Annotated in this window: 15 protein-coding genes and 1 pseudogene; 6 read left to right on the top strand and 10 right to left on the bottom strand. The window is 69.8% G+C overall.

The genetic code is table 11. From position 1 onward, the window contains the following. Positions 1 to 106 precede the first annotated feature (106 nt). A complete protein-coding gene (locus ACIA5C_RS32735; protein WP_396061886.1) occupies positions 107 to 1,462 on the top strand; it encodes a beta-xylosidase in 1,356 nt (451 codons plus the stop codon). A gap of 3 nt (positions 1,463 to 1,465) precedes the next feature. Here the strand turns inward: ACIA5C_RS32735 and ACIA5C_RS32730 are convergent, their stop codons facing one another. Then, complete coding sequence (locus ACIA5C_RS32730) at positions 1,466 to 1,885, bottom strand: MarR family winged helix-turn-helix transcriptional regulator (RefSeq protein WP_396061884.1); 420 nt, start codon at positions 1,883 to 1,885, stop codon at positions 1,466 to 1,468. Between the two features lie 17 nt (positions 1,886 to 1,902). Between ACIA5C_RS32730 and ACIA5C_RS32725 the strand changes: the two genes are divergently transcribed. Beyond that, positions 1,903 to 3,579, top strand: coding sequence for an FUSC family protein (locus tag ACIA5C_RS32725; protein WP_396061882.1), 1,677 nt, complete (start codon positions 1,903 to 1,905; stop codon positions 3,577 to 3,579). Between the two features lie 531 nt (positions 3,580 to 4,110). On the opposite strand, the gene ACIA5C_RS32720 is transcribed toward ACIA5C_RS32725, so the two are convergent. From ACIA5C_RS32720 to ACIA5C_RS32710, 3 genes are all read right to left on the bottom strand, one after another. Continuing rightward, the gene (locus ACIA5C_RS32720; RefSeq protein ID WP_396061880.1) at positions 4,111 to 4,581 is read right to left on the bottom strand and encodes a DUF2157 domain-containing protein; all 471 of its coding nucleotides are present in this window, start codon (positions 4,579 to 4,581) and stop codon (positions 4,111 to 4,113) included. Then, a complete protein-coding gene (locus tag ACIA5C_RS32715) occupies positions 4,578 to 7,322 on the bottom strand; it encodes an ATP-binding protein (protein WP_396061878.1) in 2,745 nt (914 codons plus the stop codon). Before ACIA5C_RS32715 ends, ACIA5C_RS32720 begins: the two co-directional genes overlap by 4 nt. Positions 7,323 to 7,767: 445 nt before the next feature. After that, positions 7,768 to 9,378 carry a methyl-accepting chemotaxis protein gene (locus ACIA5C_RS32710; RefSeq protein ID WP_396061876.1) on the bottom strand — a complete coding sequence of 537 codons (1,611 nt, stop codon included), beginning with the start codon at positions 9,376 to 9,378 and terminating at the stop codon, positions 7,768 to 7,770. A gap of 139 nt (positions 9,379 to 9,517) precedes the next feature. Here ACIA5C_RS32710 and ACIA5C_RS32705 point away from each other — a divergent pair, with 139 nt between their 5' ends. Continuing rightward, on the top strand, positions 9,518 to 10,135 hold the full coding sequence (locus ACIA5C_RS32705; protein ID WP_396061874.1) for a VC0807 family protein: 618 nt from the start codon (positions 9,518 to 9,520) through the stop codon (positions 10,133 to 10,135). On the opposite strand, the gene ACIA5C_RS32700 is transcribed toward ACIA5C_RS32705, so the two are convergent. Beyond that, positions 10,117 to 11,064 carry a hypothetical protein gene (locus ACIA5C_RS32700; protein WP_396061872.1) on the bottom strand — a complete coding sequence of 316 codons (948 nt, stop codon included), beginning with the start codon at positions 11,062 to 11,064 and terminating at the stop codon, positions 10,117 to 10,119. The genes ACIA5C_RS32705 and ACIA5C_RS32700 overlap by 19 nt on opposite strands. Before the next feature lie 44 nt (positions 11,065 to 11,108). Between ACIA5C_RS32700 and ACIA5C_RS32695 the strand changes: the two genes are divergently transcribed. After that, on the top strand, positions 11,109 to 11,693 hold the full coding sequence (locus ACIA5C_RS32695) for an O-methyltransferase (RefSeq protein WP_396061870.1): 585 nt from the start codon (positions 11,109 to 11,111) through the stop codon (positions 11,691 to 11,693). 388 nt (positions 11,694 to 12,081) lie between these two features. On the opposite strand, the pseudogene ACIA5C_RS32690 reads toward ACIA5C_RS32695, so the two are convergent. Beyond that, a pseudogene (locus ACIA5C_RS32690) lies at positions 12,082 to 12,455 on the bottom strand (IS5/IS1182 family transposase); the annotation flags it as partial. Between the two features lie 262 nt (positions 12,456 to 12,717). Here ACIA5C_RS32690 and ACIA5C_RS32685 point away from each other — a divergent pair. Then, the gene (locus ACIA5C_RS32685; protein WP_396061868.1) at positions 12,718 to 13,668 is read left to right on the top strand and encodes a patatin-like phospholipase family protein; all 951 of its coding nucleotides are present in this window, start codon (positions 12,718 to 12,720) and stop codon (positions 13,666 to 13,668) included. A 45-nt stretch (positions 13,669 to 13,713) separates the two neighbouring features. Next, positions 13,714 to 16,167 (top strand): NACHT domain-containing protein, encoded by a 2,454-nt coding sequence (locus ACIA5C_RS32680; RefSeq protein ID WP_396061866.1) that lies wholly within the window; start codon positions 13,714 to 13,716, stop codon positions 16,165 to 16,167. Positions 16,168 to 16,495: 328 nt separating this feature from the next. On the opposite strand, the gene ACIA5C_RS32675 is transcribed toward ACIA5C_RS32680, so the two are convergent. The 4 genes from ACIA5C_RS32675 to ACIA5C_RS32660 all read right to left on the bottom strand — a co-directional run bounded on the left by ACIA5C_RS32675 (position 16,496) and on the right by ACIA5C_RS32660 (position 20,518). Continuing rightward, complete coding sequence (locus ACIA5C_RS32675; RefSeq protein ID WP_396061864.1) at positions 16,496 to 18,355, bottom strand: rhamnogalacturonan lyase; 1,860 nt, start codon at positions 18,353 to 18,355, stop codon at positions 16,496 to 16,498. 106 nt (positions 18,356 to 18,461) lie between these two features. Next, entirely contained in the window at positions 18,462 to 19,262 is an 801-nt protein-coding gene (locus ACIA5C_RS32670; protein WP_396061862.1) for an Fpg/Nei family DNA glycosylase, read from the bottom strand. 5 nt (positions 19,263 to 19,267) lie between these two features. Continuing rightward, entirely contained in the window at positions 19,268 to 19,732 is a 465-nt protein-coding gene (locus ACIA5C_RS32665) for a MarR family winged helix-turn-helix transcriptional regulator (RefSeq protein ID WP_396061860.1), read from the bottom strand. A 30-nt stretch (positions 19,733 to 19,762) separates the two neighbouring features. After that, the gene (locus ACIA5C_RS32660; RefSeq protein ID WP_396061858.1) at positions 19,763 to 20,518 is read right to left on the bottom strand and encodes a DUF3152 domain-containing protein; all 756 of its coding nucleotides are present in this window, start codon (positions 20,516 to 20,518) and stop codon (positions 19,763 to 19,765) included. Positions 20,519 to 20,597: the final 79 nt, after the last annotated feature.

Raw genomic sequence — 20,597 nt, 5'->3', positions numbered from 1 at the left:
TCCTGATTTCTCGGCGGCAATCCTCCAGGCGCGATTGACATCGAGACGGGTCGATTCCTAGGCTCGTGAAAACGGTTTCCTTCCCCCGCTCCGAAGGAGAATGCCGATGTTGCAACGCATGCGCCTCCTGGCGGCCGTTGCCGCGGTCGCCGTCGTCGCGCTGGTCGCGCAGCCCGCGACCCCCGCCCTCGCGGCCGCCGACAGCATGACCGTCGACATGTCGACCTACGGCGGGACGCCGACCTACCGGGCGTCCGGCTTCATCTACGGCCTCTCGACGAACGGATCCACCCCGTCCGCGTCGCTGCAGAGCCAGCTCAAGGTCAAGACCATGCGGGCCGGCGGCTCGCAGATCGGCTGCCCGAACGGCGGCTACGTCAACGGCGGCTACCCGGCCCGCTGGAACTTCATCAAGGCCTACTACGCCCGGGCGCGCGGCACCGGCGCCCACTTCAGCCTGCTCGTCTCCGGCATGTGGGGATCGGACGGCGTCTGCACCGTGCCACGCTGGCCCGGCGACAACGGCAACTGGACCGAATACACCGCGTTCCTCAACCAGCTGATCGCCGACGCCAAGGCGAACGGCATGACCGGCCCGGACGTGCGCTGGGACCTCTGGAACGAGCCGAATATCTTCTTCTGGGGGCGCACCCAGAGCCAGTACCTCGAGATGATCAAGCGGGGCACGCAGCAGGTGCGGGCGGCGATCCCGGGCGCGGTCATCGAGGGTCCCAGCTACGCCGGCGTGCCGGCCAGCGGCAACGCGTGGTGGAACACCTACCTCGACTACGTGAAGGCCAACAACGTCGTACCCGACATCATGAGCTGGCACGACCTGCCCGGCGATCCGGCGACCGACAGCGCCAACCTCGCCGGCATGCTGTCCGCACGCGGCCTGAGCGTCGCCGGCGAGTCGGTCAACGAGTACGGCGCCTTCGGCGACGAGCAGCAACCCGGCCCGTCCGCCTGGTACATCGCCCGGCTGGAACGCTGCAACTGCGACGGTGCCCGCGCCAACTGGGGCATGGTCGGCCAGACGCCGTCGCTCTACGACACGATGGGCTGGCTGGTCACCGCGAACGCCAACCAGCCGATGGGCCAGTGGTGGGTCTACCAGCGTTACGCGTCGCAGACCGGCCGGCGCACCAAAATCACGGCCGGCTCCAGCCACGACGGCACGGTCTTCCAGGACTCCGCGGCCCGCCGATCGGTGAGCGTGCTGGGGGCGAAGGCCGGGGGCGCGCAGGGCGCCATCGACATCCGGTACGCGAACCTGCCGTCCTGGCTCGTCAGCGCCGGCTCGGTCAACGTGCTGGTCGAGCGAATGCCGTCGACCAACGCGTACGTGAACGCCCCGACCGTCGTCTCCGACGGCCGCGCCACCGTCTCCGGTAACGCGATCACGGTCAGCGTCAACTGGGCGAGCGCGAAGGACGCGTACGCCATCACCCTGACGCCGTAGGCGTCAGCTCTCGCCCAACCGAGCCAGAAGGTCGGCTGCTTCGAGCAGCGTCGCCCGCTCGGCGTGGCTAAGCGAGGCCATCGCGCCGGCCAGCCACTCGTCGCGTTGACGCATGTCGGCGCCGAGGGTGGCCCGGCCGGTGACGGTGAGCCGGATGCGATGGGTGCGCTTGTCCGCCGGGTCGGGGTAGCGCTGGACCAGCCGGTCACGCTCCATCTCGGCCAGCACCCGGGTCACCGACTGGGGCTGGAGCCGGTCGGCAGCGGCCAGTTCGCCGGGGGAGAGGTCGCCGCGGCGGGCGAGATGCCCGAGCAGGCTCGTCTTGGTCAGGCTGAGCCCGGCCGGCGACCGCTCGCCCTGCAGCCGCCGCGACAGCCGTTGCACTCCCGCCCGCACGGCGGCGGCCTCGGCCAGAGCGTCCATCCAGATATATTACGCAGGTGCGTAAGACTTTCGTGATGGTGGTGCCGCTCGCCGCGACCGTCGGCACGCTGGCACTGCTGGTCCACCTCGGTTTCGGCGACGCGAGCATGCTCGTTCTCGGCGGCGCGCTCTGCGTGACGCAGGCCCGCCGCCCGGCCGAGGGGTCGGTGGCCGCCACGCTGGTCCGGCTCCCGCTGATGGTGCTGGCCACCTGCGGTCTCGGGCTGATCTTCGCCCATTCGACGGTCGGCGCCGACGTCGTCTACCTCGCCGTCTTCCTGGCCGCACGCCTGGCGTGGCGGCTCGGGCCGGCCTTCGACACGGCGGGCCGGGCGGTGCTGCTGCCGCTGATCTCACTGTTCCTGGCGCCGCAGGTCGAGCTGGCCCGGCATCCGGCGACCGGGATCGCCCAGGTCGTGGTCGCCACGGTCGTCGCGGCGGCCTGGGGTCTGCTGATTGCGCACCTCTGGAAGCCTGGGCCGCCCTCGCTCGCGCCCTTGGCCGCCGCGGTCCGGTCGGGTCGCCGGGCCAGGGCCGCCGCGATCGGGTCCGGCCGCGACATTCGGGCGGGAGTGTCGGGGTCTGGTGGCGGCGGTGTCCGGGCGGGGCTGTCCGGGTCGGGCGGTCGCGTTCGGCTGGCTGCGCTCGAGCTCGATGCCCGGTTGCCGCCCGACGCGACCGATGCCCGGCTGGCGGTCCTCGCGGTCGAGCGAGCGGCCGAGCGAGCGGCCGACCGCGCCGCCGACCGCGCCGCCGACCGCGCCGCCGACCGCGCCGCCGACCGCGCCGCCGACCGCGCCGCCGACCGCGCCGCCGATCGCGTCCCGGCCCTCGCGGCGGCTCTCGCGGCGGCCGACGTCGCCGTGCAGAATCTGCCGCCGGCCGGGGCTCGGGAGACCCCGGAGCCGGACGAACGCTCCGCTTCCGTCCGGCGCCACGTCCGTACGCGGCTGGCGCTGCAAAGCACCACCGCGGTGGCCCTGGCCTTCCTCGCCGGTCAGCAGCTGTTCGGCAGTCACTGGCCCTGGACGGTGATCACGGTCCTCACGGTCAGCCTCCGCGCCACCTCCCGCGGCGAGGTAGCCGTCACCGCGGCCGAACGCCTCCTCGGCGCCGTCGCGGGCACCGTCGTCGCCACGGTGATCGGCGTGCTGGCCACGCCGTCCCCGTTCCCCGGCACCTTGCTGATCCTGGCCGTTCTCGGCGTGGGCCTGGTGCTGCGGCAGCACAACTACGCCTGGTGGGCGGTCGCGATGACCGCGTCGCTGAGCCTGCTCTACGGCCTGCTCGGCGAACCCGCCGGCCTCGACCGCCTGGGCGAACGCCTGCTGGCCATCCTGGTCGGCGGCGCCTGCGCGGTCCTCCCGTTCGCCGTGCTGTCCCCGATCCGCACCCGCGACGCGGTCCGCCGCCGCCTCGGCGTGACCCTGCGGTTGCTCGGCACGACGCTGCGCGAGGGCCCGACCGTCCAGAACGTCCGCGCGGCCGACCATTCCATTGAAGAGCTGCGGCTGCGCTCCCGCCCCTTGCGGCTGACGGCCCGGCTGCGCCCGACCGAGGAGGCTTCCTGGGCAACCAGCCTGATCACCGGCGTGCCCGCGTTGCACGCAGCACTCCTCGACCCGGCCGCCGGCACCCGCACCACCCTGGCCGGCGACGTCCGCGCAGTCGCCGCCGGCCTCAAAAGCAGCTGATTCGGTGCTTGGGCCGCGCGTTCCGCACCACTCAACCCACGGAGGATCCAACCGAAGTCATCCTCGTTGACGTGCCGTTCAAGGATGCGAAATGACCCCGGTCCGCAACCGGATGATCGCGTCGACCTCGACGGCAGCCGTGCGGCACCGAGGGTCCGATGCCGTGTAGGTCCATCGGCGTGGTGCCGGTGGTGGCGGCCAGGTTCTTTGAGCTCTTTGTCGGCCTGTTCGGAACGCTGAAGAGGCGCTTGAGGTCCGCGATCACCTCGACACCTACCCGGCGGCGGATCCTGCCGGCCGTGTCCCGCGGTCGGACCGTGGCCAGCAGGGCCTTCGGCCTGGGCGGCGGACAGGCCTCTCTTGGGCCTCCCTGCCCGGTAGCGATGCCCGGGAATGCGCACGCCGAATGAGCGCTCTGGATCGAAGCCTGGCCTGGCCGCGGTCCTGGAGCAATGAGACAAGCAGCCGATGTCGGTGCAGTCGATCAAGGAAAGACGGTGTTTCGATTTCTATCACGGCAGTCGCCGTTTGCTAACCGATCGCAGGGAGGAAATAGGTGTAGGCGATCAGCCACATCAGCGCGACCGAAGCCACGATGAATCCCGCAATGTAAGTTTCGTACCACCGGATAAAGTTGCGCGGCCGCGGAGGATCCCGGAAATGTGGGCCGATGATCTCTTCGGTCAGCTGACATTCCTCGCGGCGATAGTCCAGCCACGTCAGAACCCCGACCAGGAGCAGAAGCAGCGTGAATGCTGCCACCAGCGTCACGATCCACAGGACGGCCACGATGCCCGCGCGGGCCACCCCAGGAGCGATGTTCCATTTGTGGTATCCGACGAAAAGCGCCACCGCGGCGCCGGCGAGTGCCGTCGCAAGGGTCTGGTAGATGGCGAGGAAGCGGTGCACATTGTCGTTCGCCGCCTGCAGCTGCTGCAGAATGAACCTGTAGCGCTCGAGGTAGAAGTCGTTCGGCGTGGGCCCTGGGGGGTCGGCGGTCACGAGCGCACCTCGGCCAGCCGACGTAACCGGATCATGTTCATCCGGAACGTCCCGCCTTCGGCGGTCGGTAGCTCCGGACGCCGATCGATGTTCGGTTCGGCGTACATCGGCTCCATCCCGTCGAGCACCTGGTCGAGGGTCATGTTCCAGCTCGTGCGGATCGTTCGCACAACCAGTGCGATCGATCCGAACGCTCCATTGTCGTACCACCAACTTGGCGCGTGCCAGACGCCGTCCTCCGGCTCTACCGCGTCGGCGAGGGTCTCCACCCGGGGATGGGACAGGATCTCCTCCGGGTAAAGCCACAGGCTGTACAGGTTCGTGATGAGGCAGTGTTGATCAATCAGCACTTCGGTACCGCCGAAACTGAAGAAGCGGCGCGTCCCGGCGCCGCGGTCGAAGATGTGAAAATGGGGATTCGCGATGAATATTTCGTCGCGGTCAGCCAACCACTTCGCCAGGTTCGCCACATCGAGCGGGCCGTCGAGGCTCTCGGCGCAGGGCAGGCCGAGCGCCTCCGCGCCCAGGCCGCGCGCCACTGTTCCGGTGAAGGCGAGATGGCCATGGTCGCCGATAGGGTTACGTCGGGCCAGCTCGGCCTGGTTCTCCACCCAGCCGCGGAGAACTTCCGGCGACGCCGAGGGGAAGGCCTTGAGCCGGTCTGCCGTCAACGGCATGCCGACGAACGCGCCCATGCACCAGTCCAACGTGCCGGCCAGTAACCCTCCCACGTACACCTGAGCCTCCGGCTGCAGCCATCGTCGCACCTCCTCGTCGACGGGTTCCCAGCCCGAGGCGATCATTGCCCGCCCCACGACCCGTCCCTCGTCATCGAGAACATCTTGTGCTCGCTCCACGAACAGCGTTTCGAATGCGTCGAAATGTCGGCGGCCGTAGTAGTCGGCCTCGTCTCGCGGGTAAATCCGGGTGAAGAGCTCGGATGCCGAGATGCTCGTCCAGTCGTTGGCGGTCACCACACGCCGCGGCGCGGGATCCGCCGGCCCCTGTACATCGACATTGACGTCCACCAAGGCGCAGGTGCGCCGGACCAGCGAATGAAACAGCCGGGTGTGCTGCAGGCGCCTGCTGCTGGTACGGAAGAGTCCCTTCTCGGATCGCGGGTCGTCCCGCAGCCGGGCGCGTACCCGTGTGCCTGGACGGCGCAACCGTTCCGACTGGTCGGCCTCCCGCAACAGCGGTCTGCTGGAGAGACCGCCGGAAAACTCCAGTACGTGGGTGGAACGGGGCGCATCCTCGTGCGAGAGGCTGGTCACCTGGACGTCGTCCGCCACCATGAAGACTGCAAAGAAACCGATGCCGAAACGCCCGATCGGCTGGAAGCCTTTCGACAGCAGGCCCGGATACTGCTGGCTGGCAGCGTCGGACCGCCAGCGGGAGTATCCGAAATCGGTCAGCGCCCGCACCATCGTGGTGGAATCCATGCCGACGCCGGTGTCTTCCACCTCCAGCCACCACTGCCCCTGGTCTTCCGACAGCCGCACGGTGACGGTGCCGGTCGGGCGGTCCTCCACGATGGCTCGGGCCCGCATGGCGTCGGCTGCGTTGGCGACCAGTTCGCGCAGTGCGACGTCCGGCCGGTTCCCGTAGAGGTCGTGACCCCCGAGCGTCGCGACGAGCCGGTTCACGTCGCTGACCCGCAGCGTCGCGTCAATGGGGCGCCAGCCGTCGGTCCGTAGGTACACCGCCAACCGCTCGGGGGAATCAGCGCCTGCGACGGACCGGACGGCGAAACGATTACGGCGGAGGTCGGCGCAGAGTGCGTCTACCTTGCGCAGTTCGCCGTCTATATCCTTCACCATCTCGCAGGCAAGCCACCATGACTCGACATCCTCAAGGCGAAACGGGCGGGTCGCCGTGTACTCCAGCCGATCGCCCACCACGAGCGGACGGGTGAGCCTCTCCTGGAACCGCCAATGGTGCTCCGACGCCCCGCTGACCCCGCGGAACACTCTCAGGTAGACCGGTGCCCTTCGCTGGTCGATCTGCGCCACATCCGCCAACCGGAGGATGCACGCCAACTTCAGAGGATCGACGTCCCAGTCGGCCGGGTGGTCGGCGCATGATCCTTGCTTATGCTCAAAACATCGGAGATCGTCCACCTCCCACCAGTGGCTGGCCGCTATCCGTCCGATCAGGGCACCGAAATGGTGGCGGAGCGCCATGTCCTGCAGCAGGTAGAGATGGCCTCCGTCAGGCGCCCGGAACTGCGTCGAAACCAGCCGTTCCGCCTGACTCGCGTGTCGCAGCCGGAGTAACTCCACGATCGTCTGCTCACGTGCCACGCGGAGCAGTTCCTCCTGCTGTATCGACGGGCTGACGGCCGCCAAGCGGGCCTGATTTCCGGCCAGCAGGTCCGGATATTGCGGATCCGACTCCAGGGCCGCCTCGCCCAGCGGGTAGGCCACGAGGCCCATTCCGAGATCGTGCAGCAGGAAGGCCCCACCGAGAACGAACGCCTCCGCCGGATTGACCGGCACGTTCGCTCCGCAGATCATGGAGGCCGTGTCCCACAGGGCGTCGATGTGCGCGATGGAATGATCCGTGAACATCGGCATCGACATCGCGATCTCGCTCGCGAGGGGCTCCACCGTTTTCCGGAATTGCAGATATGCGGCTCGAAGGACCTCGCGCTGGGCCGAATGGGGATCATCGTCGCGGGCTGCCAAAGCCTGCCACAAGGGCGTCCGCTCGAAAGCGTGCTGCATCGGCGAGGTCTCCATGGTGAAGGGCTGTTCTCACAGACCCTAACAATGTGATAGCGGCGAGGTAAGGCCCTGTTAGGCCCGGTCGTGACTACTTGTATTTCGAGCCATGATGTGGTAATCGCAGCCATCGCCCACCATCGAAAGCAGGGCCTAACTTGCGGGTTGTATGTTCAGGTCCTACGCGGTGCGCTTAGTAAAATCGAGTTGTTCACCGTCGACGAGCGCCGTCGCGATTGTCGATCGCGCGCCCGGGTCGGGGATTGACCTTGCCGAATCCAGATCTGGCCGACCTGGGCGACCGTCTCAAGGCGGCGTCGCCGTTGTTGCGAGTGAAGAATCCCGAAATCGCTGACCCTCGGCAGCGAGCCTTTCGGCTTGACGTTGGGCGTCGTGCGAGGCGTCCGGATCGCCCTCCCGATTTCGAAGCCCCTAATGGGACGACGCGCCGGCGGACCGTCGATCAGTGCCGGAAAGTCGCCACCACCTTGTGCAGCTGGTCGCTCATCGCGGCGAGTTCGTGTGTCGCGTCGATGGCGCGGGTGACGCTCGACTCGGTCGACTCGGTTGCCGTCGCTACCGCCGAGACGGTCTGGGCGATCCGGTCGGTGCCGGCGGCCGCATCGCCCACGCTCCGGCTGATCTCGGCGGTGGTCGCCGTCTGCTCCTCGACCGCCGACGCGATGGTGTGCTGCATCGCGCTGATCTCGGAGATCACCTCGGTGATCCGCTCGATCGAGGCGATCGCTTCGCTGCTCTCCTGCTGGATCGCCGTGACCTGGTCGGCGATCTGCCGCGTCGCCTGGGCGGTCTCCTGAGCGAGGTCCTTCACCTCGCCCGCCACCACCGCGAAGCCCTTACCGGCCTCCCCGGCGCGGGCCGCCTCGATCGTCGCGTTGAGTGCGAGCAGGTTGGTCTGAGCGGCGATCGAGTTGATCGTGGCGATCACCGAGCCGATCTCCTCCGACGCCTTGCCGAGCCGCGCCACCGTGGTCGACGTCGCCTGGACCGCCTGTACGCCCGAGGTCGCGACTCCGGCCGCGTGCTCGGCGTTCCGGGCGATCTCCCGGATCGACGCGCTCATCTGTTCGGTGCCCGCCGCCACCGTCTGCACGTGCCGCGACACCTCGCCCGCGCCGTCCGCCGCCGAACCGCTGTCCCGGCTGCTCTCCACCGCCTGCCGTCCGATCTCGGTCATCAGGCCGGTCAGCGCGGTCCCCGACGCACCGACCGAGCCGGCGACCGTCGTCATCTCGCCCAGCAGCCGGCGGATCCTGCCGATCGCGATGTCCAGGCCGGCGGCCATCGCCCCCAGTTCGTCCCGGCCGTGCACGTCGGCGCTGCGGGTCAGGTCGCCGGCGGCCACCGCGTCGAGCACGTCGCGGACCCGGCGCAGCGGCCGCACGATCGCCCGGGCGATCACCATGACCAGCGCGGCCGCGAGCAGGACACCCACGACCAGGGCGATCAGCATGCTCCGGCGGGCCGCCGACGCGGCGTCGGCGGCTTCCGTACGCTGCGTGGCCGAGCGTTTCATCACCGAGTCGGCGAGCTTGCCCGTCACCTTGACGATGGCGAAGTAGACGTCGTATTGCGGGCCCTGGATCATCTTGCGGGCCTTGGCGAGGGCGCCCGGGGCGTTCTGGCGGTAGATCGCGACGATCTGCTCGTCGATGGCGAAGAAGTCGTTCCAGTCCTTGCGCATCTCGTCGAAGACCGCTCGCTCGCCGGCCGTCATCGTGGTCACGTCGACGCTGTCGAGCAGGGCGCCCAGCTGCTTCTTGTCGGCCAGGAAGCCGGCCCGGTCGACGGCGTCGTCCTGCACCGCGGCCGGTCCGCCCAGGAAGTCGGCGTCCCAGGCGTACGAGGCGAGCCAGCCCGACAGGTCCGCGTTGAAGTAGTTGATCTGGTCGACCTGATGCGTCAGCGCGGCCAGCCGGGCGACGCCGGTGGTGGCGTTCTCGAGCCGGCTGTTGGCCCGCAGGCCCACGACGGCCACGGTGGTGACCGCGACCACACACACCAGGAGAATCGAGCCCAGCTTGGTGATCATTTTCCAGTTACGCAGCGCCATGGTCCCCTCTTCTGTTCGCCTTCCTTCCCATCGGCTGTCCGGCCGTAATGGCTTAGCGGCTGTGTCCATCGACCGGTGGACATCGGGGTCGGCGGGGCGGTCGTCCCGGCGCGGGTCCCCGCCCGGCGACCATCAAGCCATGACTTCCGATCTCGGCGCGATGATCCGTTCGACCCTCTGGGACCTGGGCCTGCCCACGGTGACCTATTACGGCCTGCACCTCGCGGGTGTCGGCGACACCGCGGCCCTGATGGCCGGCACCGGCGCGGCCGGCGTACGGCTGGCCTTTGTGGCCCTCCGGAGTCGCCGGCTGAGCCCGTTCAGTCTGCTGATGGGCGCCGTCTTCGGCGTCGGCCTGCTCTTCACCGTGCTGACCGGCGACCCCCGCATGATGCTGGTGAAGCACTCGGCGATGTCGGCCGCGGTCGGGCTGGCCTTCCTGATCACCGCGTACCGCGGGCGCCCCCTGACGCTGGCCGCCCAGCAGAGCGTGCAGCCGGGTCGCGCCGCGGAGCTGGCCGCCGCGTACGCCGCGAACCCGCTGGTCCGCCGCGGTCACCGGGTGGCGTCGCAGGTGTGGGGCGTCGGGCTGCTGGCCGAGGCGCTGGTCCGCGTCGTCCTGGTGTACGCGCTGCCGGTCCCGGTGATGGTCGGCCTGTCGACGGTGCTGACCGTGGTGACGGTCGGGGCGCTGTTCGCGTGGAACGCACGGTACGTCGCCGCCCGTACGCGGGAAGCTCACGCCCTTGTGGCGTGAGCTTCCCGACCAAGATCGACCGCGTCCTGGAGGTCGTCGACCGCCTCGGCGATCTGCCGGGCCTGCGTCAGGTGGGTGACCAGCCCGCCGAGCCCGGAGCGGAGTTCCTCCAGCTGCTTCGGACGGGGGAGTGGCAGCGGAAGGTCGGGGTGGTCGAGGCCGGCCCGGGCCGCATCGGGTTCCGGCAGCAGCGCGGCCAGCTGCGTCGCCGGGAACGCGTCGAGCAGCCGCTCGATCGTGGCCACCGGCGAAGCGGCGTCGCTGAGCAGGCTGACGTGCCGCAGCGTCCGGGTGTACGCCTCGGCCGGCCACCGGCCGCCGAGCCGGACGACCGCCGGCTGCACGTGGTCCTGCAGGAACGCGGCCTCGGACCGGATCCGCTCGAGGGCCGGCGCCGGGGCTCCCAGGCCGGTCGACGCATATGCCTTCAGCGCCTGCCGCGCCGCCTCGTGCACCGTCAGCACCTGCCGCAGGTAGGCGCGCTGATACATGCTCGCGCGCAGCCGTCGCGGCCGGACCTTGGCCGCGAACGCCGGCCCAGCCCACTCCTGCGCCTCGGCGACGGCGACATCGCACCGCGCGACCAGGAGGGGCAGGTCGTCGTCCGAGGCCGGGCCGGCCAGCGTCAGGGCCGCGACACGCATGTGTTGGACAGACCGCACGAGCAGGCGCGACGCCTCGGCGCGGTCGTTCGCCGCGGTCTGCGTGTCCAGCAGGCGTTGGACGACCACGAGTGCCACGGGCAGCCCGAACAGCGCACCGGTCAGCGACGAGGCGACGTTGGTCAGGAAGGGAACGTGCGACCAGACGCCGGTCGCGTCTCCCACGACGCCGAGGACGAGAAGTGTGGTGCCGGCGCCCACCATCACGGTGACCGCACGCCGGAGCAGTGGATGCAGCCTCGTCCACTCACGCCGGAGAGCCCGCATGCCCGGGCACTCTACGCGCCGGGCGGATGCGGCACGATCAACCCATGTCGATCGGCGGGACCGCGCAGTACGAGAACGAAACCGACCTGCCCCCGCCGGTGACGGCCGCGGTGCGGGCGGCCCGCCGGGCCGGTTTCGACCAGTCGTGCCGGCCCGCGCAGGGCCGGCTGCTGCAGGCACTCGCCGGCGGTGCCCGGCGGATCGGTGAGACCGGGACCGGGTACGGTGTCGGGCTGGCCTGGATGGCGAGCGGGGCCGGCCCCGGCGCGGAACTGTTCAGCGTCGACCGCACCACCGCGGTTCAGCCCCTCTTCGCCGACGACACGCGCGTGCGGATCCGCCGGGACGACTGGCGCGTCCTGGGCCGCGACGGGCCGTTCGACCTGCTCGTGCTGGACGGCGGCGGCCACGGCAAGGGCGACGAGCCACCCCTCGACCCGGCCGACTGGCTGACACCCGGCGGCCTGGTCGTGATCGACGACTTCACGCCGATGACCGGCTGGCCGCCGCGGCACGACGGCCGGCCGGACGAGGCGCGGCTCTACTGGTTGGAGCACCCGAGGCTGCGGACGGCGGAGATCCGGATCGCGCCGGATGCAGCCACTCTGGTCGGGATCTACATCGGTTAGTTGCCCACTGCGAAACTTCGGTGCGGCGGCTGGTTGTACGCCGCGTTGCACCTGCGCCTGATCGTGGCCTTCCAGCCAGAGCCGGAGAGATTTCGACTGCCAGTAAGCCTCGTCCATGGTCACCGACGCTGCCGGCACCCCGGCAGCGGATGCCCGGGCGGCATGTCACGGCCAACTCGACTTTCGTGGCGAACCCCATCATGTCGGAAGTCCCGAGGCCCGGCACCGGTCGCGGTCGTCGGTCCAGCGCGGCAACCGCTGCATTCCGTCCGGCGGCACATCGCCGGCCCCGCTCCTGCCAGCATCCAGCCATTGCTGCGGTCAGCCTCGCCAACCAGCCTTGCCACATACTGCCGCGCCCGCCGGCGCGACTCCCAGCGAGTGAACCAGCCTGCAAATCGCGGGTGGTGCAGGCCTTGTCGGCGAGCACCAGCACCGGACGGACCGGAGCCCACCGACACCCAACCTGCCCACCCGGATCCAGCGCCGGACCGCGATGAACTGCGGGCTGTCCCCGCGATGCCTGGCGGTGCCGATCATCGACAACGCTTTCTGACCCTGCTCGCAGGCCAGGTGTGTCTTGATCGTCAGCCCTCCGCGGGAGCGGCCCATCCCTGATCGGCTGGCTCGTCATGCATCCCAGCGGGTGATTCCTTTCTGCAGGTTCCCGTCGGTGTGAGCACCCGCGGCGTGCCGGCGAGCGCGACTGGTCATCAAGTCCACGCTGACCGTCGAATCGATGCGGCCCTGCGCGTCGCCCCGGCTTGCAGCGCCGGCCGGATCCAATCCGAGGTCCGTCCCAGCGATTACCGAAGCGGTAAACGTTTCCTCTCGCGGAACAGCCGAGCGACACGGCCGATCCCGTTCCGGGACGCGCCACGCGATCGTTGGCACAGGTGCGAGCTGCGAGGAGGCTGCTTGGTGGACATGCGGGTCGGCGTCGCCTTCTGCTTGCCTGCCGCCGTACGTATGGGCGAGGGTGGAGGCCGTGAGTCACTTGAACGGTCGGTCAGTCCCTGGTGTCTTGGAACTGATCGAGCGCCGGGCGGCCGGCGAGACCGACGATTGCGTGCTGGGGCTTGCGCTCGAGGGTGGCGGGATGCGCGGCGTGGTATCGGGAGCCATGCTGATCGCCCTGCGCGACCTGGGCATCGCTCCGCTGTTCGACCGCCTGTACGGCACCTCGTCCGGCTCAATCAATTTGGCCTATTTCGCGGCCGGTGGCGGCTGGGACTCATTGTCGATCTATTACGACTATCTGCCTCAGGGCTTCGTCAACCCGCCATGGCCGCCGCATCGGCCCCGGCTGAACATGGCGTACGTCTTCGAGGAGGTCATGCGCACGGAGGTTCCGCTCGACGTCGAAGCGCTAACGAAATCCACGGCCGACGTGCGGCTCGTGCTGTCGAACGTCGACACGCTCAAACCGGAGATGGTCCGCGCCCGCGACGTGGCGACCGAAATTCACCGCTACCTGATGGCCGGCTCGTGGCTGCCCATCCTCGCCGGACGGCCGTACCGGCTGAACGGCAAACGGTACCTCGACGGCGGACTGCTGTGGCCGGACCCGCTATACCCGGCCCTGGCCGACGGCTGCACCCATGTCCTGATGATCAACACAGCGCCGGTGGGCACGGCGACCGACGCCAACTGGGCCACGACCTTCGTCCTGCACCAGACCCTCAACCGCTGGTCGCGAGGGCTCGGTGAAGCGACGGCCGAGGCGCGGCGCCAATGGGCAGCCGACAAGCAGGTGCTCCGCATGGGTACGACCGTCGACCTGCGCGGCGCCTCGGTGCTGCGGTTCCAGCCGCCGGCCGGCTCCCATCGCGTACGGCGGCTCACGCTCGACCGGGCCGAGCTGCTCGACGGCGCCCGCGCCGGCTATCGCAGCATCCGGGAGCTGTTCGGCCGCCCGCTCGACGGCAACTATTTCGCGATTGTCGGTCGGGACCGGACGGGCCCAGCCGATTGACGATGCCGGATGAGGGCGCGGCGCTGGACGATCTTGGTGTCGGTCGTGTCGTCCATCGTGGTGCCGGTGCTGATCAATCTGGCCACGAGCGGTCTGCCCAATGGTTGGCACCGCACCCAGTGGATGCAGGCCGCGGCCATGACCGCGGTCGCGCTCGTCCTGGTCGTCCTCGTCCAGGCGCCGTCCGGGCGCTCCGAGCCGCGCACCGAGGACGACGTGATCAGGGAACTGGCCACCGCCGTACGGATACAGTGGTCCGAAGAGCTCAAGGTCCGCGAGCTCGAGGATCCGGTCCCGATCCCGGTCAGCTGGACTGCGGCGGACGCGGCCCTGACCGTACCCCTGGAGCAGTTGATCCTCCTGGCCCGCCGATGGTGGCCTGACCGGCCACCCCCGACCCTGGACCGGCTCAGCGGGTCGGGGCAGCTCGTGGATGTCCTCGCCGGCGTGCCGACCGGTCGCCTGGTTGTGCTCGGCGGTCCGGGCACCGGCAAGACCGTGCTGCTGGTCAACCTGGTGTTGCGCCTGCTGGACCGGCGCGACGATGCCACCGGCGGCGCGACCCGGCCGGTGCCCGTGCTGTTCTCCCTCGCCTCGTGGGATCCGAGCCGCGCGGGTCTGTGGGAGTGGTTGGAGGCTCGGCTGATCGCCGACCACACCGCGCTGCGCGAACCGGCCCACGGCACACAGACCTGGGCCCGGAAGCTGATCGACGAAGGTGTGTTGTTCCCGGTGCTGGACGGCTTCGACGAGCTGCCCGGCCACCTGCGGGCGGAGGCCTTTTACGGCATCAACAACGCGCTGCGGGACCGGGCCGGGTTCGTGTTGTCCAGCCGTACGACGGATTTCGCAGACGCCGTTCAAGCACCCGGCCGGACACCGGTGCATCTGGCTGGTTTCGCCGCGGTTGAGCTCGCCCCGCTGGACATCCAGGACGCGCACCGCTACCTCGCCGAGGACGCGCGCGGCACCGAGGACCGCTGGACACAGGTGTTCGAAGCGCGGACCGACGTGGTCGATGCGATTCTCCGCACACCACTGCGGATCAGCCTGGCCCGGCGGATCTACAACCCGCGGCCGGGCGAGTCCGTCACCGACCTGGCCGACCCGAGGGAGCTGTGCGACCGCACGCTCAACCCGGACGTGGCCGCGGCCGACCGCCGCCTGTTCGCCGCCTTCGTGGCCGCCTGCTACCGCCGGTTCCCGGGCCAGCGAAAACCTCCGTTCTGTACGGCCTTCAGCGCCGAGAAGTGGTTGCGCTACCTGGCCGGGTGGATGTCCCGCGACGACCCCTCGACACCTGTCATCGATCTTGCTTGGTGGGAGTTGCGGGACGCGGTGGGCGCGCCGGCCATCGGACTCGTCGCAGGCCTGCTGCCCGCGCTGGCCGTCGGCCTGGTTGCTGCGCTGACCGGGACGCTCGGCTGCGGCCTCGGTCTCGGCATCCTCGTTGCGCTGGCCGTGGTGTTCGCCCCGCTCCGGCTGCAGGGCGGGCGGGTCAGGGTCGCGGCGCCGTCATTCCGAGTAAGCGACGAGGCCGGGACACCGGTCACCCGGGGCCCCAGCATCGTGCGGGGGATGGCCGGTGGCTTCGTCGGCGGCTTCCTTGGCGGGCTGATCGGTGGCTTGGTCGGTCACCTGGTGCGGGGAACGAGCGCCGCGGCCGGAATCATGGGTGGCTTAGGCGCCGGCATCGGCGCCGGTGCGATCGGCGGCCCGCGCCGCGGCCTGGCCGGGGGCTTCGCCGGGGGTGTCGCGGTCGGACTGTGCGCCGGATCGGGCACCGGCGTACCGGCCGGCCTCATCGACGGGGGCGGGGCCTGGCTCGCGGCGGCGGCGACGGTCGGGCTGACCGGTATCCGCCGTCCCGCCCGCGAGTTGCAGGCACTGCACTACTCCAAGGTGGGCATGATCGTCGGCGGCACGGTTGCGATCGCGGTCGGCGCTCAGGTGTGGTTGCGCCTCGGCTGGCAGACTGGCGTACTAGCCGGCTTGGCGGTGGGCATCCTCGGCGGCCTGGCCGCCGGTTTGGAGGGGGTAACGGTCGAGCCGACCAAGGTCGCCGAGCCGGCGACCGTGCTGACCCGGGATCGGGGTACATTCATGACGGTCGGCGTGCTGGGCGGGCTCTCATTTGGGTTGGGTGCGGGTTTTGGCGTACGCCCTAGCGTCGGCGCGGCGGCCGGGTTGACCGTCGGGTTGGTGGCTGCGTGCATCCAAGCGTCATTCGGGCCGTACCTGATCGCGGCGTCCTGGCTGGCCCTGCGCCGGAAACTGCCGTGGCGTCTGATGCGCTTCCTGGACGACGCCCACCGCCTCGGAGTCCTCCGGCAGAGCGGGGCGGTCTATCAGTTCCGCCACATCGAGCTGCAAAAGCATCTGGCCGGACGACGCATATCGAGCGCGCCGGTGCCGCGCAGGAGAAACTCGACGCCGTCAACGGCCGGCTCGCCACGGCCACCTACGACCCGGGCTTCGCAGCCGAAGCCCGGCAACTGATCACCGCACTCGGCGAACGTGACCTCGATGGCGATGTCGCCATAGCCGGCCGGTAGAAGTGGTTGGTTTCGCTGCGCACCTCGCTCGATGTTGTCAGCGCGCAACGTCGGCCGACGGTGCAGGTCGGCGGACAGGGCGTTCATGCGTTCGACTCGGTGAGAGCTGATGGGTCGCGAACTGATCGACAACCGAGGATCGAACGTCGAGTCTACGCGCACCCGGCGCCGGAAAGTCCGCAGCGAGCGCGGCGCGCGTTGGACGCGCTGCTCAGCGGACTCCCCGGCGTCGACGGGCCGTCGTCGTTATTGATGCGTGTCGGCTTAGTGTTCTAGCTGGTCATCGCGAAACTGGGGTGCGGCGGCTGGTTGTACGCCGTGTTCTGCCAGGCGACCGCCTCGCGGTACATGCGGTCCTGCATCAGCGACACGTGGGAGATGCTGGTTGCGTCCGTGGTGGAGTAGATGCGCAGGGCCTTGTTGTCGGTCGTCGGCCAGATGACCTCCTCGCGCCAGTCGCCGAGGATGTCGGCGGACAGCGACGGGGTGGACTTCGTGCCGTTGTTGGCGTGGACGCCGCTCGCCGTCAGCAAGCGGGTGTCGGCCGAGGTGCCGTACTTGTCGATGTGTGTGCCGTCGAGCAGTTCGCGCTGCGCGTCGCCGTCCCACCAGACCACGAAGTTGGTGCTGGACGGTTTGCGGCCGATGTTCTGGCCGGACGTGTTGAAGAGCCCGGACACCGCCGACGACCACGATTCGGCGCCAGGGCTACCGGCGTAGATGTCGTCGGAGACGCCGCGGCCGTTGTCGCAGCCGCAGGACGGGTTCGACCAGATGATCTGACCGGTGCGCGCGTCGGCCATCCAGGCGGCGAGGCTGCCGGTATTCTCGTCGACCTTGAACTCCTCGAGGCCGGCCCGGGACGGGATGAGATCGCCGACGTGCATGGCGTCGCCGTGGCCCTGGCCGTTGACCCACAGGCCGGCCCCGTTGTCGTCGACCGCCATCGCCCCGTAGATGATCTCGTCGCGGCCGTCGCCGTCGACGTCGGCGATGGACAGCTGGTGGTCGCCCTGGCCGGTCCACTTGGAGCCGTTGGACGAGGAGTTGCTGTCGAAGGTCCAGCGACGGGTAAGCGCGCCGTTGCGGAAGTCCCAGGCCGTGATGACCGTACGCGTGTAGTAGCCGCGGGCTTCGATGATGCTCGGGTACGACCCGTTGATGTACGCGGTTCCGGCCAGGAACCGGTCGACCCGGTTGCCGTACGAGTCGCCCCACGACGAGACCGTCCCGCGTGCCGGCACGTAGTCGGTGGTGGTGACCGCCTTGCCGGTCTGCCCGTTGAAGACGGTCAGATATTCGGGACCGGTCAGGATGTAGCCGGACGAGTTCCGGTAGTCGGCGCTCGAACTTCCGATCACCGTGCCGGTGCCGTCGCGGGTGCCGTCGGCCGTCTTCATGACGACCTCGGCCTTGCCGTCGCCGTCGTAGTCGAAGACCTGGAACTGCGTGTAGTGGGCGCCGGCCCGGATGTTGCGGCCGAGGTCGATCCGCCAGAGGCGGGTGCCGTTCAGCTTGTACGCATCGACGTACACGTCGCCGGTGTAGCCGGACTGCGAGTTGTCCTTGCTGTTGGACGGGTCCCATTTGAGGACGATCTCGTACTGGCCGTCCCCGTCGAGGTCACCGACCGATGCGTCGTTGGCCGAGTAGGTGTAGGCGACCCCGTCCGGTGTGGTCCCGCCGGGCGGGATCTGGATCGGCACGTCCATGTACGTGCTGGCCAGCGTCGTCGTGGGCGCCGACGCGGCCAGGGTGGTCACCCCGGCCGGCCGGACCGTGTAGGTGGAGCCGGCGGGTGCGCCGGCATCGGTGTAGTCGGTTCCTCCGCGGATCGGCGCCGAGTTGACCTTCGTCGTCCCGCGGTAGACGTCGAACCCGGCACCGGCCGGGTCCGAGGTCAGCAGGCGCCAGGAGAGGAAGTTGGAGTTCCCGGACCGCATGCTGATCAGGCCGCGGTCGAGATGGTCGGTGTCGGCAGCGGAGGTGTCGGCAGCGGAGGTGAGGGCAGCGGAGGTGAGGGCGGCGGACGCGGCGGGGCCGGTGGAGACCCCGACGGCCACGAGACCCCCGGCGACGAGGAGGGCGGACAGCACCACGCGGGGGAGCGGTGGTCGGTTGATACGTTTCATGCGTGGTTCCCATGCTCGGAGGACAGAAGCAGAGGCGCGCCGTGGACCGACGGTAGGCCACGCAATCGACGTGTGTCTATGTTTTCACGCGATGAACTTAACCGGATCAGCCCTGGTCCTTCGGGCACCACCAGGTCGTACGCCCGCCGACCTTGCCCTGCACCAGGCCGGCGCCGTCCCTCGGACAGCGACCACCCGCGTGCCGATGAGCGACGATCGTCAGCGTGTGCACCCCGCCGCCCGCGATCGCGGCGTCGACCGCGGCATGCGTCGCCTGGAAAAGGCGCGTCGTCTCCCGGGAGGTGATCTCGTCGACCGGCCGGCCCGGGTTGACGCGAGCCTGCCAGAGGATCTCGTCGGCCAGCAGGTTGCCGATGCCGGCGATCCGGTGCTGCTCCATCAGCCGGGCCTTGACCGGCGCGCTCCGACCCGCCACGACCGAGCGGAACTGAAGCGACGTGATCGTCGTCGCGTCCGGCCCCAGCAGCTCCACCGGCGGATCGAGCCGTACCCGGCCCAGCCGCCGCGGATCGACGAGCATCAGCCGCCCGCCGTCCTCGAAGGTCAGCGCGAACCGCGACCACCGATAGTCGCCCGGCCGGCGGCGCCCCTCCCAGTAGTCCCCGCCGTCGATCTCGCCGCCGTCCGGCGAGGCGATCACGATCTTCCCGGACATGCCCAGGTGGATGCCGAGCGTCGGCCCGTTCCCGCTCACGTCGCACCACATGCTCTTGCCGCGCCGATGGGCGGCTTCCAGCCGCCGGCCGATCAGGGCGTCGCGGATCTCTCCGGGCCGGTGCGGCCGGCAGACGTACGCGTCGGAATCGTCGACGTCCGCGATCACCCGGCCGAGCCCGGCCCGTTCGATGACCGACCGGGCCGACTCGACTTCGGGAAGCTCAGGCATGCGCGTCAGCCTAGATGCTCGTTGATCGACCGGAGCGCGTCGCCGAGCGCGTCCAACTGCGCCGGCGTCAGCGCGTCGGCGAAGTGCTGCTTGATCGCCCGCATGTGCGGCCGGGTCGCCGCGGTGAACGCGGCCGCACCGACCTCGGTCATCAGCACCTCGGCGCCCCGGTTGTCGGTCGCGCAGTCCTCCCGCGTGATCAGCCCGCGCTTCTCCATCCGTCCGAGGTGGTGCGACAGGCGGCTGCGTTCCCAGTCCATGCTCGCCGCCAGCTCGGACGACCGGAGTCGTCCCCCGGCCTCGCTGAGGGCCAGCAGCACGGCGTAGTCGCCGGGGGAGAGTTGCGAATCCTCGGCGAGCTGGGTCGCGAGGCGCCGGCGCAACTCGGTGGTGGTGTCGAGCAGGGACCGCCAGACCGCGAGCTCGCCGGAGTTCATCGAGCGCCGCTGGGCGGCCGGAACACGAGCCATGCTGTCGATCGTAGCTCGGCGATTGACGTATCAATTACCTTTGTCGCGCGCCGGAACCTGGTCGTCGTACGCGCCCGACCGCCCGGTGTGGAAGTGTTTCCGATCCGGATAGGGCCACGGGTTCACCGTGCACCCGTGCATGCCCAGGGTCTGCTGCTGCATCACCGGGGCCGGCTGACCGTGGCCCGGGCAGAGCATGTGACCCTGCCCGAGCCGATGCCCGACCTCGTGGTTGACCATGTACTGCCGGTAGGTCGCCGTCGGCGCCTTGAACGGGGGCGCACCCTTGACCCACCGCGCCACGTTCAGCACCACGTTGTCCTTGTTGCGGCACGACGTGTAGCCGTCCGCGCCACCCGCGCAGAGCGAATCGCGCGTGTCCGGCGTAGCCAGGTAGATCGTGAAGTCGTAGTCGTCGCGCGGGCCGACGCGCTGCAGACGGTACTGCCCGCCCGCCGTCCAGCTGCGGGGATCGGCCAGGGTCGTGGTGACCGTGTCGGCGAAGCCGGCCGGTGCCAGCCCTTTGATGTCCTGCTCGACCAGCACCCGGTAGCGCAGCAGCCGCCCGGAATGCCCGGCCGGCTTGCCGGTCTGGGCCGGCGCGGTAGTCCACTTCCGGTGCCCGTGCGCGGGATAAGTGATCTTGGGCGGCGCCGTCTCGGCCGGCGGGGCGTGGGTCGTCGGCGCGGGCCTTTCCGGGGCCGGGGATGCCGCGGGCGCCCCGGAACCGCAGCCGGCGAGGACCACCGCGGCAGCGACGAGCAGGTGACGGGGACGGAACGGCATGTCGATCTCCTAGCGCAGGGGGCTGCGCGTGGGATGACGATTGCCGCCGCGGCCGGGTTGCCTGCCGAGTCGAACATCT

Origin of the sequence: Actinoplanes sp. NPDC051343 (assembly GCF_044455125.1) — a bacterium.
GTDB lineage: Bacteria > Actinomycetota > Actinomycetes > Mycobacteriales > Micromonosporaceae > Actinoplanes.
This window is presented reverse-complemented; position numbering and strand designations above follow the sequence as displayed.

Excerpts from the sequence above, each read along its gene's own strand:
- ACIA5C_RS32735 (WP_396061886.1), top strand. The coding sequence starts at position 107 with ATGTTGCAACGCATGCGCCTCCTGGCGGCCGTTGCCGCGGTCGCCGTC.
- ACIA5C_RS32730 (WP_396061884.1), bottom strand. The coding sequence starts at position 1,885 with ATGGACGCTCTGGCCGAGGCCGCCGCCGTGCGGGCGGGAGTGCAACGG.
- ACIA5C_RS32715 (WP_396061878.1), bottom strand. The coding sequence starts at position 7,322 with ATGGAGACCTCGCCGATGCAGCACGCTTTCGAGCGGACGCCCTTGTGG.
- ACIA5C_RS32710 (WP_396061876.1), bottom strand. The coding sequence starts at position 9,378 with ATGGCGCTGCGTAACTGGAAAATGATCACCAAGCTGGGCTCGATTCTC.
- ACIA5C_RS32705 (WP_396061874.1), top strand. The coding sequence starts at position 9,518 with ATGACTTCCGATCTCGGCGCGATGATCCGTTCGACCCTCTGGGACCTG.
- ACIA5C_RS32700 (WP_396061872.1), bottom strand. The coding sequence starts at position 11,064 with ATGCGGGCTCTCCGGCGTGAGTGGACGAGGCTGCATCCACTGCTCCGG.
- ACIA5C_RS32695 (WP_396061870.1), top strand. The coding sequence starts at position 11,109 with ATGTCGATCGGCGGGACCGCGCAGTACGAGAACGAAACCGACCTGCCC.
- ACIA5C_RS32675 (WP_396061864.1), bottom strand. The coding sequence starts at position 18,355 with ATGAAACGTATCAACCGACCACCGCTCCCCCGCGTGGTGCTGTCCGCC.
- ACIA5C_RS32670 (WP_396061862.1), bottom strand. The coding sequence starts at position 19,262 with ATGCCTGAGCTTCCCGAAGTCGAGTCGGCCCGGTCGGTCATCGAACGG.
- ACIA5C_RS32665 (WP_396061860.1), bottom strand. The coding sequence starts at position 19,732 with ATGGCTCGTGTTCCGGCCGCCCAGCGGCGCTCGATGAACTCCGGCGAG.
- ACIA5C_RS32660 (WP_396061858.1), bottom strand. The coding sequence starts at position 20,518 with ATGCCGTTCCGTCCCCGTCACCTGCTCGTCGCTGCCGCGGTGGTCCTC.